6 protein-coding genes are annotated in these 20,165 nt (G+C 46.9%); all 6 read left to right on the top strand.

The window, feature by feature from the left end; all coding sequences use genetic code 11:
* Positions 1–31 precede the first annotated feature (31 nt).
* The 6 genes from L3C95_RS26220 to L3C95_RS26195 are packed head-to-tail and all read left to right on the top strand — an operon-like array spanning position 32 to position 20,098.
* Complete coding sequence (locus L3C95_RS26220; protein ID WP_236392376.1) at positions 32–2,263, top strand: hypothetical protein; 2,232 nt, start codon at positions 32–34, stop codon at positions 2,261–2,263.
* Positions 2,264–2,267: 4 nt separating this feature from the next.
* Positions 2,268–3,374 (top strand): hypothetical protein, encoded by a 1,107-nt coding sequence (locus L3C95_RS26215; protein ID WP_236392374.1) that lies wholly within the window; start codon positions 2,268–2,270, stop codon positions 3,372–3,374.
* A 52-nt stretch (positions 3,375–3,426) separates the two neighbouring features.
* Positions 3,427–3,912, top strand: a complete 486-nt coding sequence (locus L3C95_RS26210) for a hypothetical protein (protein WP_236392372.1) — start codon at positions 3,427–3,429, stop codon at positions 3,910–3,912.
* Positions 3,909–10,625, top strand: coding sequence for a hypothetical protein (locus tag L3C95_RS26205; RefSeq protein WP_236392370.1), 6,717 nt, complete (start codon positions 3,909–3,911; stop codon positions 10,623–10,625). Before L3C95_RS26210 ends, L3C95_RS26205 begins: the two co-directional genes overlap by 4 nt.
* A 21-nt stretch (positions 10,626–10,646) precedes the next feature.
* Positions 10,647–11,420 carry a hypothetical protein gene (locus L3C95_RS26200; RefSeq protein ID WP_236392368.1) on the top strand — a complete coding sequence of 258 codons (774 nt, stop codon included), beginning with the start codon at positions 10,647–10,649 and terminating at the stop codon, positions 11,418–11,420.
* A gap of 29 nt (positions 11,421–11,449) precedes the next feature.
* Positions 11,450–20,098 carry an RHS repeat-associated core domain-containing protein gene (locus L3C95_RS26195; RefSeq protein WP_236392366.1) on the top strand — a complete coding sequence of 2,883 codons (8,649 nt, stop codon included), beginning with the start codon at positions 11,450–11,452 and terminating at the stop codon, positions 20,096–20,098.
* The last annotated feature ends 67 nt before the right edge of the window (positions 20,099–20,165 follow it).

Genomic DNA, 20,165 nt, shown 5'->3' with positions numbered 1-20,165 from the left:
ATCTTTGTGGTTGTCACCCCTTCTGCTTTGCATGGGCATATGTATATGTGCCCATGCAAAGGCCAGGCAGCAATTGCCCTCCATCACCGCTGACAGCGTGTTGCCGCTAAAAGGCATACTGCGTCAGGTGAAGGATAGTGTACCGTTGCTGCGCTATCTGGATAAGAAACAGCATAATGCATTCATGCTGCTGAATGATAGTACTATCAGCTTAAAACGCTATCTGAATACCCCTTTGCAGCATGCTATGCAGGGCGCAGAAACCCGGATGATATATGAGGACGGGCCAGCTACTCAGGGTATCCGATGGGTGGTGAATGCATCCGACCAGGTAAGCATAGCACAGCTGCCGTTTGGAATAAGTTACACCAACCTGGCGACATTCGGAGATGCAGACTATCTGCGCGGCGGGATATTCAAAATAGCCTTCGATCATGATATGTATGTACAGCAGTTGAATGCCAAACTGAATGAATGGTATGATCTGAAGAAATACTTTCTGAAAGAGATCGATGGCGAGGCGCTTGTCAAAGCATATGTGGACCAGCGCATGAAATCAATGCAGGCCGGCATGGATAGTCTATATGGTATACCGGCAGCGGCTATAGTGCCCGGAGGTATCAGCACCGATCAGTTGATCCGGCTGGATAGCCAGCAGCTCAGGAACCTGTTCGCGGACAATAACTATGTAGTGTTGCCGAAGGGCGCTGATACGATCGTCGGTATGGTGGATAAAGTAAAGGCTGCGCGTGCTGCCTATATGGATAAACTGCTGCAACTGAAAGGAGCATTGAATAGTGGGGCTCCCTTAAAGGAACAGCTGGCGCGCTACGATAAGATAAAAGAGCAGGCCTCCAAATGGATGATGGAAGAGGATAACAAAATTGAAGGTATCGAAAAATTGATGCCGCTTAGTGGTATACAACGATTATTCCTTCATATGAAAACGCTTAACCTTGGCAGTTTTCATACAGCGTCCAGTCCAATGGCCATCTCCGGACTTTTCATGAATGGAGCAGCAGGCAGTTATCTGAGCAAGGGTAAGCTGCTGATGGCCGGGGTTGGCAGCAGGGCTGATGGCAGGGGGATGAGGAATGCTATGTTCAACGAAAGCCTTTCTGCCAATCATTATGCGATGCAATACATTGGTGCAGGAAAGGGAACATTGGACAAGCCGCATACACACGTCACCTTTCTGAACGCCAGCAGCCGCAATAATAACACCAGGCAATTGTCGCAGTCGTTCCTGTCGCGTAACACTTTCGTAGGCACGGTATCTAAACAGATCCGCCTTGGAGAATACGGTTCGCTAAACGGTGAGTTCTCAAAGTCGGCCAACCAGTTTAGTCAGGCAACAGCAGGCAATAACGGTTATACGGTTTCCAATAAGGCAGCGGCCATGTCATTCCTGAATGATTTCTGGCAGACGATCTCTGTAGGGATCAATTATATGGGAAGCTTTGATAAAGCAGGCCTTTCCCATAAAGCGTACTTCACTTTTGCCGGTATGGGGTACAATAATCCGGGCGCGCCTAATGGCCTGCGTGGTTCCTGGCAGTATGGACTAAATGTCCGGAAGAAGTGGAAGCAGGCGGGATTAATTACAGGGTTGAAAGCCGATATGAAAGATATGAGTACTTCATTCTCTGGTGGATGGAAGAACAGGCAGTATAGTGCAGATGTATCATGGCGTCTGAAACGCAACTGGTACCTCAGTTCAAAATTAATGCAGTCATCATTGAAAAGCAGTAACAGCGATAAAAGTACCAGCAGCTTCCTGACAAGACAATTTACCGCAAGCTCTCAATTGAGCAGTAAAGTGGCGGGCCTGCCCACCAGCAATACGGTTGTATTTGGACTGCAGCAGATAAACCTTGCCAGTGGCGACGTCAGAACAAACAGTATGCTTGTCAATACGTCCCTTATGCAGGCAGTGATGGTTGGCGGCAACACGCTTTCTATGAATGTTTTCTATAACTACGATCTGAAACAGAACGCATTATATAGTAACCTGCTGAATGCTGACATGTCATGGAATTATACTGTACGGAAAATGATCACCTGTTCAAGCGGCATCACTTACCTGGATAACAGGAATGTAGTGCGTCAGATAGGTGTCAAACAAATGATATCGGCCGCGCTGCTGCCAAAACTTAACTGCAGCCTGTACATAGATAGCAGAAAGAATCTCCTGAATACAGAAAGGAACTATCTGTTCGGGACATTCAGAAGTGAAGTGGCTATTCAATATTTAATAAACTGATCTTATGTGGCAAATAAAGCATTGCTGGACAATATTAATGTGTTTGCTGGTCACAGGTGTTGTGAAGGCACAGGTATCATTTGCCTTTATTCCTGAAATACAGGGACGGACACTGGATGGCCTTTTTATGGCACGAACGGTTGCTTTAGATGGGCAAAGCCGTGTGGTGAAATTATCAATAACAGTAACAGAGCAGAAGGCTGGAAAGATCGTGGAAATACAGACGCCTGCATTTCATCTGTTCCCGGGCAGCAATGCCATTCCGCCACAGCTGGCGCGTTCCTCTGCTGTACTTTTTGAGGATAGCAAGGCGGCTGCTGTAACCCGGCAATCAGGCAGCTTTATAGAAGGAGATTATGAGTACTGCTACCGCCTGCTGGATGGGACAAAGACCGTAGGCGCAGAGGTAATAGCGGAACAATGTTTTCAATATTATCTGCAACCCTTTTCACCGTTGATGCTGCTTGATCCGGCAGATGAAAGCCGTAACTGTAATACACGTCCTACTTTCTTCTGGCAGCCGGTTTTACCTGCGGTGCCCAACATGCAATATCGCTTGCTGATGGTAGAGATCAAAGAGGGACAGCATAAGGTCGAAGCCATTAATACGAATCTGCCCCTGATCAATCAGCTGAATATAAATACGCCCATGTTATTCTATCCTGCGGTTAATCGTCCATTAGAAGAAGGGAAGCGTTATGCCTGGCAGGTAACTGCCTACAGGGGCACAACGCTGCTGGCAGAGTCGGAGATATGGGAGTTTACCAACACCTGCGTTGATAAACCGGTAGACACCGTCAAAGAGGCCTTCCGTGATATTGAAGATCTCGCGCATGGCAATTTCTATGTAGCAAATGGGAAGATCCTTTTCGCGCTCCATAATGCGTATAATCCCATGCCGCTGACATATACCATGAGTTGTATTACACAACCCTCGCTCAAAACCGGGAAGCTGGAGAAGATAAAGCTGGACAGAGGTATGAATTATATAACGCTCGATCTGCAGGATAAGAGAGCATTCAAAGATGGTAACTATTACCAGTTGTCCATCAAACTGCCGAATGGTGAGTGGCGGCAGCTCAGATTCCTTTATAAAAATCCTAACAAGTGAGTATATGTTGACAGCGAAACGATCCCTTATACTAATGATATGTTGCAGTGTTATGGGCTGTAAGCAAAATGCAAAACCATTGCTGGATGCAGAGATGAAGAAAGGAGCAATGCAGGAGAAGGAAGTAAATAACATCACAGTGGCAGTGGCCTATATGCCTTCCTGTCGCCAACATGCAGATGCATCGCAATCGGGCGCAGCAGGCGGTGAAGAGATGACTTTCAGAGTGAATGTACATTCCCGCGATAATAGCCGGCCTTTGCATGTGTCGGAGAAAGACAATTATAGTTATGGGATAGATTCCCTGTTCTCACTGGTGATCAACACCGACACCGTTCCTGCATTGTATGCCCACAAGGTGGCTAACGGGAACCTAGGTGGTATAGAATACCTGGTTAGTTTTAGAAAGGACCAGGTAGAAAGAACGTCCTCATTAGCACTGCTTTTCAGGGACTGGTTATTTACATCCACATTGTTACGGTTCAATTACAACCGTAATCTGCTGGATAAAGTTGACTCTTTAAGTTGTAGCATATGAACAAGCTCGTTAAGCCGAGGAAAATAATTGCCCTGTTCTTCCTTTGTTTGCTGATAGTGCAGACAGTGATACCGATGTACGCATGGGCTTTGACAAGCGGGCCCGCGCAACCGGAAAGTAAACAGTTTATGGCTGCCGGCGCCAGTGATATGGTAGACCTTTTTACCGGCGATTTTAAGTACAATATTCCGCTTTTAGACATTGATGGTTATCCTATCAACCTGAACTACCAATCGGGTGTTAAAATGGACGATGAGGCCAGTTGGGTGGGGCTGGGCTGGAGCCTGACCACCGGGGCTATCAACAGGCAGTTACGGGGTATTCCTGATGACGCGAACGGTGATGTTGTGGAGGAAGAGAACTATACAAAGCCCAACATCACGTATGGAGGCAGGGGTACGATCAGAACGGAGCTGAAAGGATGGGGCGTATTGGGACTGGGAGGATCGCTTACGGTAGGTATTTTCAGTAATAACTATAATGGCATCGGGGCTGAATTTGGTGCGAATTCCGGCCTGTCAATGAGTTTGACACAAAGCGGCTGGCTGACCGGCAGGATGGGGATTGGCGTGCATTCCAGCACTGCAGATGGTGTAGATGTCAGCCCCAGTATATCTTTAACCATACGTGGCATTATGAATGAGCAGGAAGCTGCCAGTATGGGCATATCTGCGAACCTGGGATACAATACACGGCAGGGGCTGAAGGACCTTACATTATCGCAATCCTTTTCTTATACAGCACAGGATGACGGGGGAAGCGGTACGCTTAATTTTGACGTTGGAGGAAGTACTACCAGTTTTAACACACCGCCGTTTTATCCCCGTGCAGGAGTACCTTATAAGTCTACTAACCGCACCTTTAGTATTGATGGGGGATTTACTGCCTGGACCCTCTTTTTTGGGGTAGGGGTGACAGGGTACAAATCCAGATCTGAGGTGCTGCAACCTGTGAGACAACAGCCAGCTTTTGGTTTTATGTATGCGGGGCGTGGTAAAAATGTGCCCGATGCACTGATGGATTTCATGAGGGAGAAAGACAATCCGGCCGTGCCTAATATACCCAATATAGCGCTACCGGTTGCTACGCCCGACCTGTTCTCTTATACAGGGCAGAGTGGTAGCGGACAATTCAGGTTATATAGCGGCGGAAGTGGTGTATTCTTTGATCCGGAAGTGAAAAGTATAACAGACAATTCTACACTGGGAGGTGATGCTGGTTTTGGCAGTTACTTCCATGGAGGAATTACCTACTATAAGCAGAACATTACTTCCAAAACAGGCAAGTGGAAAAGTCAGAATGACTTCTTGCAGAAGGGCGACTTCAGAAATAAAGGAAGGGAGGCGTCTGAAGAAGAGGACGTCTATTTTAAGCAGGTCGGGGAAAGGAATGTGGCCGATGCGGCTTTCGAGGAGAGCGTCCAGGGCGAGAAAGTGGTATCCGTGAAGGTTTCTAATAAATCCGCCAGCGGAAATCTGAAAGACATTTATGAGACATATGCGGCAACAAATCCCTATAAGAAGAATGGCCGGCAGGTGAGGAGAACGCCTATCTCTTATCTTACCGCAAAAGAAGCTGTAAATGCTGCTTTGGATAGAGATATAAAGAATTTCCCTTTCAATAACTATGGTAGTTTTTCGCCTGTTTCATGTAACGGGGTGAAGCCTGAGCTGCTGTCGCGTTGTAGCCAGTATAGGAAGCCCTCGCATATTTCCGAACTTACTGTATTAGGAGACGACGGACGCCGTATGGTTTATGGCTTGCCTGTTTATAATATCAAACAGGATGAATATACCTTTGCTATAAAGCCGTCGGGCCCCAATGGAGCCTTTGATAATCGGGTAATATTCAATACGACGAACGGCGTCATTAACCATAACTTCGGTACTGATGAATATTACTCCCGGCAAACGCAACCTGCCTATGCTACCAGCTATTTGTTGACGGCCCTGCTTTCAACGGATTACCAGGATATGACAGGAGACGGGATTTCGGATGATGATGCTGGTACCGCTGTACGCTTCAATTATTCCAAAGTAAATGGTGTTTACAAATGGCGTAGCCCTTATGAGCAATCGAGAGCCTTATTCAATAAGGCCTTGTATGCGGATCCGGACGATGACAAGGCTAGTCTTGTATATGGAGAAAAGGAGCTATGGTACCAGCATTCAATTGAAACAAAGACAAAGATTGCCTACTTTATTACAGAAGATCGTGATGATGCGTTGGGTGTATATGATTTCATGGGCGTTAAGAATACGGATGTCAGGCAAAAGCGTTTAAAAGAAATACGCCTGTATTCAAAAAGTGACCTGACCACACCTATCAAAACGGTGGTATTTGAATACGACTATTCGCTTTGCAGCGGCGGCGGGCCAAACGATGGTATACGCAACGGTGCAAACGGCGTCAGAGGAAAGCTGACACTGAAATCAGTTTATTTTAAATACGCCAGTTCTTCGAAAGGGCAGCATCATCCTTATACATTTGAATACAACGATGCGCCCTATGCAAATCTATCGACCGATCGCTGGGGCAACTATAAGCCCAAAACAGATAATGAAGCCAATGGCTGGGCAGGTATGAATAATGATGAATTTCCTTATACCAATCAGCAGCCTGGAACAGCAAATGCCAATGCAGGTGCCTGGTTGTTGAAAGTCATTCATCTTCCCACAGGTGGCTCAGTAAATGTGGACTATGAGGCGGACGACTATGCTTTTGTGCAGAGCCGGCGATCGATGCAGATGATTAAGATCAACAGCCTGATAACCGGAGATGGCGCCACTACCACCAACCTGGCTGATGCCAAAGGGTTCCGGCTGTCTGTTCCGGCTACGCCTTCAGGTTCGCAGGATGCTACAAAGTGGTTCCGGAAAGAATTCCTGAATGATCAGCAATACATGTATGCAAAGCTGTTTGTACATGTTACAGACCTGGTGGCTGCTACAGGTCAGGAAAACTATGATTTCGTTCCCTGTTATGGTAAGGTGTCGAAGGTGAATGTAACGGGGAGTGGAACCAGTGGTACAGCAGATGTGTACTTTGAAGATGTGGATGCGGGCGGTGTTCGGGTAAATCCCTTTGAGCTGGCAGCCTGGCAGAAGATGCGCCTGGAATATCCCCGTTATGCCTATCCGGGCTACAGGAACCGTATTCAGAACGACAGGCCGGTTGAAGCAGCCCTGGGCGCATTGGTGAATGCAATTGGTAATCTGGCGGAGCTTAGGGAAAACTTTTATAAAAGGGCTAAAAGAAAGGGATTTGCAAGCAGCGTAATGCTGAGTAAGAGCTTTGCACGAATGGTGAAATATGATGGTCATAAGTTTGGTGGAGGAACCCGTGTGAAGGCGGTGCGTCTGAAGGACAGCTGGCAGAGTATGACAGGTAACAATGATGAAACCACCTATGGACAAAGTTACGAGTATACGACTACACTAAACGGAAAGGAGATCAGTAGTGGCGTTGCTGCTTATGAACCGGCCATCGGAGGTGATGAAAACCCGATGCGGATGCCTGTTCCTTACCTTGAGCAGATAAAGGGTGGATTGAACAATTACTTCTACCTGGAAGAGCCTTTCGGTGAAACGCTCTTCCCGTCGCCCGATGTAGGTTATAGCAAAGTAACAGTGCGAAGATTGGGTGGCGGTGATGCACCTGATCCGACGAACAGAACAGGATGGGATGTATCAGAGTTCTATACAGCACGCGATTATCCTGTGATAGTACAAACACAACCTAAACCGGATCAGTGGAACTATCAGCCTTCCAGTTGGTTTTCCTTCTTTGGTGGTAACGTTGTTCATGAGCAGTCATTATCGCAGGGATATACCATCATTCTGAACGATATGCATGGTAAGCCCAAAGCGGAACGCTCTTTCAACCAGTCGGGTGCTGATATATCATCAACAGTGTATTACTATAAAGACGCCCCGCTTGATGCAACAACATCAAGGCTCACGAACAAGGTGAGGGTGGTGGATGAAAATGGACAAATATCACCTGATGAGGAAATACTGGGAAGAGAGATCGAGATGTTCGTTGATATGCGTGAGCAGGAGATGAGCAATTTCGGCCAGTCTATCAACCTCGGTGTGGATGTGATACCCATCATCTTTGGTATACCTTTCCCTATACCACACTGGCCTGTAAAGGACAATAACGAGTACCGTTTGTTCCGTTCCGCAAGTGTGCTGAAAACAGTGCAGTATTTCGGTGTCGTGGACAGAGTGGTAAAAACGATCGAGGGTTCTACAGTTACAGCCCGGACCCTGTTGTTTGACCGGAATACAGGAGAAGAGGTGTTGACTTCCACGCAGAATGAGTTTAACGACCCAGTTTATACCTTGAATATCCCTGCTTACTGGGTGTATAAACAAATGGGTGGGGCATATAAAAGCCTCAACAACCTATTGCAGGATTTTAATTCGGGTTCTGACGGTATTATCAGTCCTTCTTTTGCAAGCCTGTTAACGCCGGGAGATGAGTTGATAAATGTCAATGACGGCGAAAGATTATGGGTAAGCCAGCAATCCCGCCTGATAGATGAAACCGGAAAGTTAAAGACCAACTACCTGGGAACAGTTAAAGTATGCCGTTCGGGATACCGGAATATGCTTACCTCTTCAGCTGGCAGCATTACCTGTCTGAAAGACCCGTTGGAGAACAATACCCGTATTGGTTTATTACGTAATGAGGCATTAGCGGCATATAAGGTGCTTGATGCGAAGGCGACGCTTTTTGATGAAGCCTGGGGAATGCCTGGCAGCTGTGATATATTACCTTGTCCGGGCGGTGGAGCTTCTTTTGCCCGGCAGGAAGAACAGACGCAGGCCATGTCTGTACCAGATCCTACATGCTACAACGATAACTGTCCGCCGGGTTATGTATCAGATCTTATACCTGGCAAGTGTGTTATACTGCCGCAGGAGGATACGCGTGATATATTGAAGGTGTGTAACGGAGACCAGTATAAGGATTATGGACGCGATGGCGCTGTGTTCTATGATGCGTCCGGCAATATCACAGCGCAGAAAAATGACAACAATACCTTCTGGCGTACCTGTCGCCAGGCGCAGGAAGGCGGCACTACCGTCAATTACTGTGGCCGCCTGAATGAAGCGGGCGTCTGGCTGTGTGGCGACAGAAATTCAAGCACCCTGAAGTGGTGGGGCTTCAATAGTTGCTTTGATGCGCCTGTAACCCAGACATATTACATTGGTTTTGCTGCCGACAACCGGATAAAGATCTATATCGATAATGTGTTGTTTAAGGAGCTGGATCTCTATTCCACTATTACGCTCTCCCGTTGGTATGTATATCCTCTGCAGCTGGATGCCGGGCACCATACGATACGTGTGCTTGCTTACAACGATGTTGGAGATGGTGTAACACTTGCATCGATAGGTGTTGAGGTGTACAACAATTCATACACTGAGTTGCTGCAGGGTAACAGTAATGTTATCAGTGGCAGGCGTTTGTTCAGCACAAGGAACCTGGTGGGCCAGCAGGTACCGACCTTCATTAATGAATCCAATGGAACTGTCACCGCCCGCTACAGTTGTAACGGCAGCAGTTTGCGCAACCCGTGTGGTACGGTACCTTATTGCCGTGCAATAGGCCGGGCTAATGTGATAAATCCCTGGTTGCTGGGATACCTGGGCAACTGGAGGCCGTCGGAGTCAAAAGTGTACGAAGTAAACAGGGTGGACCGCCATATGACAGATGGTACCGGTAACGGCGTCTATGCACGGAATAGCGGTTATTACCAGTCGTTCGTTCCTCTCTGGTATGTGGATGATGCTGCAGCATGGCATAACAGCGGTGACAGGAACTGGGTATCGGCCAGTTATGTAACGCTTTATGACAGGGCAGGGCAGGAAGTGGAAACCAAAGACGCGTTGAATAAATACAGCGCTGCATTATATGCCTTTAAAAATACTTTGCCTGCGGCAGTTGGTGTGAATTCCATGCAAAGGGAGTTGTACTATGAAGGATTTGATGATTATTTCTTTAATAATAACTGTACCTCTGCTGCGGTATGTAACCCGGATAGTTTCAGTATCCGCTCTTACCTGGGCGGTAGCATCGCACAGGCACTGGTGCCCGGTACTGCGCACACCGGTAATTATAGTCTGAAACTACAGGGTGCTGTTCGCCTGAGAGCTAGCATGGATACCCGTGAGTATCGTCCGGGCATGTTCCTCAATACTAATACTGTTGGTGAATATTATAGAATGGGATTCCCTGGTCTATATCCGACAGGATTCAATCCGGTGTTTTCAAAGAAATACATTTTCTCTGCCTGGGTGAAGGATGGACAACCGCGTAGTCAGGATCCGGGAATTGTTTTACAGGTAAATGGAACCGGTGTTCAGCTCAAGAAAAAAGCGGTTGTGGAGGGGTGGAAACTGGTGGAAGGCGTGATGGACCTGGGCGTTCTTGCTACCAACGGCGCGTTACTGGACGTGGTGTTGCAGCCTGCAGGTGGCAGCGTTAACCTCGATGATATACGCATATTCCCTTATGATGCACAGTTGAAAACCTTCGCTTATGATGATCGGAATATGAGGCTGATGGCGGAACTGGACGAAAATAATCTGGCTACCTTCTATGAATATGATGATGAAGGCTCGCTTATTAGAGTGAAAAAGGAGACAGACAGAGGTATAATAACTGTCAGGGAAACCCGCTCGGCCTACATACGTCAATAACCAATTAAAAAGAGTATTAAAATGCAACGATATCGTATTCTGATAATAGCAACAGCCATCTTTTTGGCCGGTGGTATATTGCTCGCCGCCTGGGCGAACAACAGGAAGTGGTTGCTAAAACAGCCCACACAACCTGCAAAGGATGCAGTACATGAATACACCGCAGAAGAGAAGGCAGCACTGCGTGAGCTGGCAGCAGTTTACAGTCATTCGGATAGTTTAAAACTGTTGTACGTATCGGGAAGTATATCTGTAAAGGATCCTGCGGATACTACTAATAATATACATGCCGGTTTCCAGTTTGCCAGACGGTATGATAGTATTTACTATGCATTGGGAGATGATCAGATATTGAGCCTGCCGGATATCTATCTGACTGTAAATAATGCGGTGAAGAAGATATTTATACTGCCTTCAAAAAAGCTGCAGGCGCCGTTTCACCTGCCTGTTGATACCTTGCTGAAGATGTATGCAGAAGAGGGGTATGATGTGCAGGTAAGCCGGAATCCCCCTTTCAAAACCGTACGGTTATTCCGCCCCAATCATATATCGTGCAAGGAGTTTACCGTTACATGGCAGGAGGAGGAGCAGTCATTAAGAGAAGTAAGCATGCGGCTTACTGACCTTGATGATCCGCTGAATATTGAGAGAGATAAGATTGTGACGGTGAAAATAACAGGCTGGCAGACACTTGTTCCCCGAGACCTGTTTAATAAAGATAAATATGTGCAGCAAGGCGCCGGGCAGTGGATGCCCGCTACCAGGCTGACTGATTATGAGTTGTTAGTACCCTGATTAGAACGTTGATCCTAATACCTTTTTACATGTTATTGATTGGTAAACTTGTAAGTTCTGTCCCCAAACTCCTGGCTGCTACTTTGTTCCTGCTTTGCATGACACTGGGTGTCCGTGCACAGTCAACAGTTGAGCCCTACCAATATCAGCTTCGCGGAGCTATAAAAAAGGGGGACGTACTGATCGTGAAAGATGAGAAATTCCAGAACCCTTCCTACGACTGGGCTGCTATAGACAACAGGAGCGTAGCTGATATTATTACCTTCGGCCTTTTCCAGGATTCTACTTTAGCTTTTACCAAAAGCTTTAGTTGTGAGATCACGCTGAAGGTGGAATACTGGAGTCAGCCAGACCAGCAGGATCCCATTGTTATAGACCCGGTTAAACTGAAAGTCAATTATGATAGTTCAGCCGGCAGTGTGTACCAGTCCAGGGCTGTATATGATTTTAAGAACGCACATCGCTACAGGATCACTGTAAGCGATATTCAATGTGCTGAATACGGCAGTTCATTGCCCCCATATTTTACTTTGACGGCTCAGGTCATTGTGGACCGCAGGTATTTAACAGCCAGCGAAAGAAAGGAGCCGGTGATGCAGGTGAGTGAGCATGCGGAAGACATTGCAGCGGGTGGCATGCAGGCCCGGGGTATTGCGCAGACCACGAACCAGGTGGATATTACCTGGGACAAGGTGACAGGTGCAGAAGAGTACGATCTTGAATGGACATTCATAGATGAAACGTCAGCTAACGGACAAGTGATAACTCAGGCCCTGGCTAGTGGACAGCCAACGGTGGCTGTTATAGAGGGTATGTTCCGTAACAATTCAACCCGTGTTACTATTCCCCAGGAATCTTACAGTATTTCACTGGTACATAACAGTAAATATCTGCTGATAAGACTACGTGATGTGCATTATGAAACAACGGATGGATTCAGAACAGAATCTGCCTGGAGCTACCAGATACAGGATGAGGGGCAAACACAGCTGGGAGTGATCACACTGAATAACACCTGGCATCAGGCCGGATTAAACTGGCAGTATAGCGCTACATATGCAGAAGAGGGGAAAAAGAAAGAGGTTGTCAGTTATTTTGACGGCTCCCTTAGAAACCGCCAGACGGTTACGGTCAACAATTCGGATAATAAGGCCATCGTTCAGCAGAATGTACAGGATGAAGTAGGCCGTGTAATCGCGAATGTATTACCGGCTCCTGTCAGCAGTAATATTCTCAAATACTATGGGAATATCAATACGGCTACCGGCAATGCTATTTACACGCGTCAGCAGGTATATAATGCGGGCGCCAGCAGTTGTATTGAGAAGCCGCAGCCGATGCTGTCCACAACGGGAGCGGCTGCCTATTATTCGGCTGCTAATCCATTTATGGCCGAGCGGCCGGCCAATGCGTACATCCCTGACGCAGGCGGTTATCCCTTCAGTGTAACCTACTATACCCCTGATAATACAGGCCGGGTACGTTTGCAGGGTGGTGTAGGCAGTGCTTTGCAGCCAGATGCTGATGCAACGGCCGACAGGTCTACACGTTATTACTACGGTCGTCCGTATCAATGGGAGTTGGACCGCATTTTTGGTAATGATGCAGGGGATGCCTCACATTATCTGAAAACGATGGTAGTGGATCCTAACCGGCAGGCAAGTATCACTTATCAGAATAGCAGTGGAAAAACAGTGGCTACTGCCCTGGCGGGTCAGTCGCCTGCTGCGGTGGAAGCCCTTCCCAGTCTTCCTGCCGTGAAAAAGGAAACTTTCACCATAATACAGCCGGACGAATTTGTTTTCGACAGATCAGCGTTAAAGCTTACAGGCACTACAACTTATATGGCGCCACTGGTAGGTGCTGCCACTGTAGGTTACCAGGTGGAAAAGCTGGTGAAACGTTATGAAGAGAATGGTGTTACCATCTGCAGTAACTGTTACTATGCATTACGCATTACCATCTTTGATGATTGTAAAAAACAGGTGTATGCTACTACGGCGCCGGTGATGATAGGCGCTGCAGCGTCGGACTGTAACGCAGGTGGTTTGCAGCAGCAGAGTTTTGACGTGAATTTTGAGCGTATAGGAGCTTATTACATCACATTTGAGCTGGCCCTGGATCCGGATGCCATTACACGATATACGGAAGATTATGTAGCGCGTAATACTAATCTGCGCACGCAATTCAGTTTTATACTGGAAGAACTGAAGCGCTCCGATTTCTCGGGTTGTTTTGGCGAATGCCAGACCTGCCGGCAGTCGCTGGGTAGCAGGGACTATTTTATCAGCCGGCTAACAGAAAGGCTGTCAAAGAATGGTGTAGATCCCTATCAGATGAACAATGCTTTTCCTGATTGGGCTGCCGGCTTATATTCAACGTTACTGGCCCAGTGTCAGGCATTACAGGCGTCCTGTTTTGCCTCTCCCTGCGATTACTATGAGCGGCAAATGAAGCAGGATGTGAGCCCGGGAGGACAGTATGCATTGTTCAACGCCGCAGGTGAACCATTGGAGAAAGACCTTAACGTACTCTACCTGCACTGGCGGGATGCATTCCCGGTTGCTTCGCCGGGCATGGCTGATTATGAATCCACCAGGTTTACCCTGGCTGATGGAACGGAGATATCCCCTCATGCGGATTATTTTTCTCTGTCCATGCTGGTACAATACTGGCATGAGGAATGGGCGGAAAAATTCCTGCAGTATCATCCGGAAAAATGCGCACTTGACTTTTGCCGTAATAACGCTACGTATGTACAATGGGATGAGAAGGTCCGCAATTTTGTAACTACAGTGGCAGACATTCCTACTATACGGGTAGATCTTCGTTATGACATTGAATTTCCTGTATGGTTGTTAACAGCGGATCCCTTTTTTGCCAGTGGCGCGCCCGGGTTCCCTTTTCTGCAGGAATTTAAGCAGGACCTGGAGAGTTACTCTACCCGTGTGCTGAAATTGACAGATACAAGGGCTAAGCCCAAGAGCATCACGCAGTATGTAGATTATTCCATCTATTGCGTTGATAATACGAATAGTGTACATGCGGTAACAGATGATCCCTGGAATAACTGTCAGCCGGTTTCTTCCTGCCGTATTCAGAACAAGGAGTGGGAGCTGTATAAACAGCTGTATTTTGAATTAAAGGATAAGTATTACCAACTGGCCAGAAAGAACGGAGCCTGTAAAGATGCTTGTAAAGTAGGAGTGGATTATAGCCCCTCCGCAAGTGGGTGTCCGTCAATAGATCGCTTCGTTATAAGCCGTGACGCAACTGCCAGTTGCGGTGATGGTCTTCAGTCTGTAAAGATTGAGTATGGCGGGCTGCCGTATGGCAATACGTCTTACGACTGGTTAAAAGTAACGCTTTACTATCCGAAGGAATACAGCGACAAAGTTAAAGTGGAAAGTGTCACTTTGCGCGGAGGTACAATGTCTGAGTTAATTTGTATTGATGCATCCATTGATGTCAGTACTGTAAAAGTCTTGAAGACAGAATGTATGCATGGCCCATCGCCAATTTTCGGTACGTCTGCAGGAACCAGTGGTGGTGTGCAGACAATGGGTGCTGCGGATGAATTCTGTGACAATATCTCTCTTTGGGATTTTCGGATGACCCATGAGGGCCGTACCGGATCCGATTACAACTTTAAAATAGAATATATTGCTTCTGCAACGAAGCCGATTCCTGATGGAGTTACGGTAATGGTTAACGCCTTTGTTGAGTTTATTGATGGTTATGCTTATCAGCGGGATTATGGATTTACGAAAGATTATCTGAGTACTTCTTTTACCGTTCCTCATGGCTCTTCTACAGACAATGACATGGCGCTTGCAGCGTATAACCTGCTGCATGCCTGGTGTCCGAATGTAACCACACCTCCCGAAGACCCGGTATGTCCGCCTGGTTTAGCAGCGAAAACACCCCGCTTTACAACAACTACGCAGGGTACGTTCACTCCTCAGGATCCGACAACGGCATCAGCGGACGGACAGCAACTCTTGAATCAACAGATATTTACGTCCTGTTCCGCAACGGCAGATGCATGGCTGGAACAGTTGGAGACCTGTCTGAGAGGTTATACTGATTATGAGAACAAAAAGGCATTACTCCGGCAGGGGCTTATTTCGGTATGTACATTGGCAGGCGATCAGTCTCACCCGATGGGCGCTAGCACTACTCCTCCGGATAGAGCCACGGTGGAAGGATACAGGTCTTTTGCAGATGTGCTGCGTGGTGTACTGGGTATCAGTAGTTATACAATGGACTGTAATCCATGGTTGCCGGACGCGCCATATCCTTACAATATTAAGGCGCAAACGGCGGATCAGTTCCTGCAGACTACAAATGTTGCGCTATGCGACAGGCTAACAGCATTAAAGCGTGAACATGTGAGAAACCGTCCGGGTTTGTCATTTTACCTCTATCTGGTAAGTACTTATGGAACAGCCATGAAGCTTACGGAAGCGGAGCTGACGATGCTGGAGAAAAGCTGTACCAACTGCCGTTTTCTGCTGGAGAAGGAGATGCCTTTGCCGATATTCCTGGATCCCAACAATCCGGGTTGTATTTCTCCGGAAGAATTTGCCAGTGGCTGGAATAAGGCTCAGACAGGAGCAGGCACACTTGATCCTGCACATACCAACTATGAACGTATTGTAACGAATTATCTGAATCAGCGTTGGGGATTTACATTGTCTTTCGGCACATACAAAGACTACTATGATCAGTTACAACTGAATCCTTCAGGGAAGCAGTCCTTGTGTAATCAGCCTGTTTATAGTACCAGTCCGGTAGATCCTTATAGTTGTATGATGGATATGGTAGATGGAGCTATTGCCTCTGGCCGGCGTCGGTATGATGAATACATTGAACTGGTGAAGCAGGAGTTCCGCCGGGATTATGTTTCTTACTGTGCAGCCAATAAGGCCAAAGTTACCCTGGGCGCTGATCAGCAGTTGTACCACTATACCCTGTATTACTATGACCAGGCTGGCAACCTGTTAAGAACAATACCACCTGAAGGTGTTGTATTACTGGATGCCGCGAGTGTTGAAACTGTTGAAAGAGCGCGGGAGTTGCCGAATATGGAGTGTACCTATAACGGACCAGCTGCCAATACAGATAAACAAACCGCATTACAGGATCTTACCACGACATTGAGCCAGTCTAATCAGGCTGTTGAGATGTGGTTGTACAATCCATCCAGTCCGACCCAGCAGGTGATGATGACTTCCGGCGGACAGCAGTATCTTTTCCAGGTTTGTATAGACGGCCGCTATGTACATGCTGATATTTACACCTTGCAGCAGATAGCGCCGGGCGTATTGGGATTCCGTACGTCCAATCATGCAGCGGCGGATATTAATGGTCTGCTGCCGTTAAAGCCCTGGACGCACGTTGTATTGCAAGGCAGTAAGCTGGATGCAAAAGCGATAGATATTTATGTAAATGGCGTCAAATGTCCTGCAGCCAGTAACGCCCCCGCGGGTTCCTGTAAATGGCAGGTAGAGGTGATCAATACTAACGCACAGGTGCCGGAGGAACTGGCAGTATTAAAACATATGCGCCTGTACAATCGCCTCATGACTGCAAATGAAATAACCGCTAACGCGAAAGAGATATGTATGGGAATAAGCCCGGCGTACTATGCAGGGTTACAGGGCAGTCTGCGGGAGTGGGGACGATTTAATTTGCCAGCAGTAGATCCGGGTAATCCGGGACAGGGAACAGATGGTATTGAAAAACAGGAACCGCTGATATTCCCCCGTCATAGAATGGCGACCAGTTATGCGTATACATCACTCAATCAGGTAGTGCAACAGGAAACGCCGGATGCAGGTAAAAGCCGTTTCTGGTACGACCGCCTGGGCCGTGTTTTTGCTTCGCAGAACGCTGAGCAGCTAAGTCCGGCGAATGGCGGAGCTGCGGGCAGATACAGTTACACTAAATACGACGGACAAAACAGGATCATAGAGGTTGGAGAGAAGAGTGGTGTTACAGCATTACCAGCTCCAGGATTCCTGGAGACGCCAAACGTCAACAACTTCCTGCTTAACGGAAGCAATGTGCAGATCACTCAGACGCTGTATGACGTGACTTATCCTGAAGGTGGTACGGCGCTGTTTCCACAGGAGAACCTGCGTAAAAGGGTGTCCGCTGCTTACTACAAAGAAACTCCGGCCGCTGCGCCATCCCAGGCCACTTACTATAGTTATGACTTGCTGGGCAACGTGAAAACATTGTGGCAGCAGCTCGAGGGATTAGGCACTAAAAAGATAGATTACCAGTTTGACCTGGCAAGTGGTAAAGTGAATAAGGTGAAATACCAATCCGGTGCCGCTGACCAGTTCTTATATGGATATGCTTATGATGCAGAGAACCGGCTGGTAAAGGCCATGAGCGGGATCAAAACGGTATCCGCCAATGGTTGGGAGATTGAGAATCCGCTGACGGATGCTTATTATCAGTATTACCTCCACGGGCCTTTGTCACGTATGGAGTTAGGTAGTAATACGGTACAGGGCATTGACTACTCGTATACCTTGCAGGGTTGGCTGAAGGGAGTGAATGGGCACTATTTACAGCCCGGATCGGAAATAGGAAAAGATGGTAATACCGGGTCTCCCACCTTCCCTGTTGGAAGGGATGCGATAGCATTTACGCTGGATTATTTTAATAATGATTATACGCCGATAGGTAGTAATACAACGGCTTTCCCACTGAAATGGCAGTCGCAGGCGAATGATGCTACCGGTCAGCAGCTGTATAATGGAAATATAGGGCATACTACGCTGAGTCTTAGTAAGATTAACGCAGGAGCACCGGTGGGTTATAGTTACAAATATGACCAGTTGAACCGGCTGGTGCATATGAACCAGCATAATCTTACTGTTGGAGCTGCTACGTGGGGAATGGCGCAGGCGACACAAGCTTATAAAGAAGACGTTACTTATGATGGTAATGGGAATATACTACAGTATGATAGGAATGGTACGGCAACCACACCTGCCATGGATGCCCTACGATATAACTACAACCGCGATGCACTGGGTAATCTGTTGAACAACCGTCTCAGTTTTGTAAAGGATGCAACATCAGCCAGTAATTATGCGACAGACATAGACGAGCAGCCGAATAATAATTATATTTATGACAACATTGGTAACCTGACAAGGGATCAAAAGGAGCAGATCGATAACATTACGTGGACGGTGTATGGAAAGATCAGGAAGATCAGCAAGGCCGATGGGAGTTCTTTGGAATATAAGTATGATGCCTCAGGTAATCGTGTATACAAAGAATACAGGAATAGCACACAGTTGCAAAAGACCTGGTATGTACGAGACGCCCAGGGTAATATGCTGGCTGCCTATGGCAATAAGAATAACGATGCCCAGATCTACTGGAAGGAGCAGGCTTTGTATGGCAGTAGTCGCTTAGGTTTGTGGATGCCTGATATGAATCTGGCAAGTCCTAATAGTACGAGCCTCTGGTCACAGCAAGGTCTCAAACGCTATGAGCTGACTAATCATCTCGGAAATGTACTGGCTACTGTTACTGATAAGAAGTTGGCGGTTGATGCGGATAACAACGGTCAGGTGGATTATTACACGGCGGAAGTAAGCAATGCGCAGGATTATTATCCGTTTGGGATGTTGCAGCCGGGGAGGAGTTATGCGCTGGGAAATGCGTATAGGTATGGGTTTAATGGGAAGGAGAATGATAATGAGGTGAAGGGAGAGGGGGGGCAGCAGGATTATGGGATGAGGATGTATGATCCGAGGTTGGGCAAGTTCTTGAGTGTGGATCCGTTGACGAAGAATTATCCGTGGAATAGCGTTTACGCTTTTTCAGAGAATGATCCTATTAATTTCATCGATCTTGATGGAGGTGAAAAAAAGGAGCCTGATTCATACTATTTGAAATCAATTCCAAGAATAAAGAAAATGCAAGCCGAAATTATAGCTAAATCGAAAATTAATCCATCTGATGTTAACGGTGCAATAAATTACGCGTTTGGATACGCCAAAGTTTTTGAATTAGGAGGCAGACCCTTGTCAAGTAGGAATTTACTTCGATATCTTGAAGGGAAAGGAGGATATGATGTTTATAGTTATGAATCACTTCATAGTGCTTCCAATGTTGCATTTGAAACGACAAATCGTAGTGTTAGGCAGAATATTATCGCAGAGCTTGAATCGTGTATTGGGACCTTGGATCTTACGAAAAAGGCAGACTTCGATTATACAATTCAATCGCGAAGAGACTATCTTCAGGCTGGCGCATGGGCAAGTGATTTCGGTAGTGCTTTTGGATCATTTACTGTAACCGGTGTTGGCGCGTTTTATATTAGTGTTGATGGAAAAGGAGGATACACTGTTGCCGGAGATATCAAGTATACTTTTGCCGACCAATACCGATGGCATAGTGGGAGAGGAGACAAAGCAGATGAAGAACTTGTAAGCCATTCCACGATGAACACACTTCAGCTTCTTGGTGCTAAGCAGTTTTTCATTACCTCTTTTTATAGGCAAACTGTAAACGGTGCAAATGGTAAATTGGACATTTCGGACAGGCAAGATGCTAATGCAGGAGAAGATAAGTCAAAATATCCGATTACTGAAAATCCTTACTATCGCATTCCAGAAGGGACACAAAAAGTTTACGAATTTTGAGGATCAAGATAGATAATGAAAAAACAAATTCTTACTTTAACAGTATTAGTTTTCGTGCCGATACTGG

It is taken from the genome of Chitinophaga filiformis (assembly GCF_021646545.1).
Classification (GTDB): domain Bacteria; phylum Bacteroidota; class Bacteroidia; order Chitinophagales; family Chitinophagaceae; genus Chitinophaga; species Chitinophaga filiformis_A.
The sequence above is the reverse complement of the archived record's forward strand: the minus strand, read 5'-3'. Positions and strand labels throughout refer to the sequence as shown.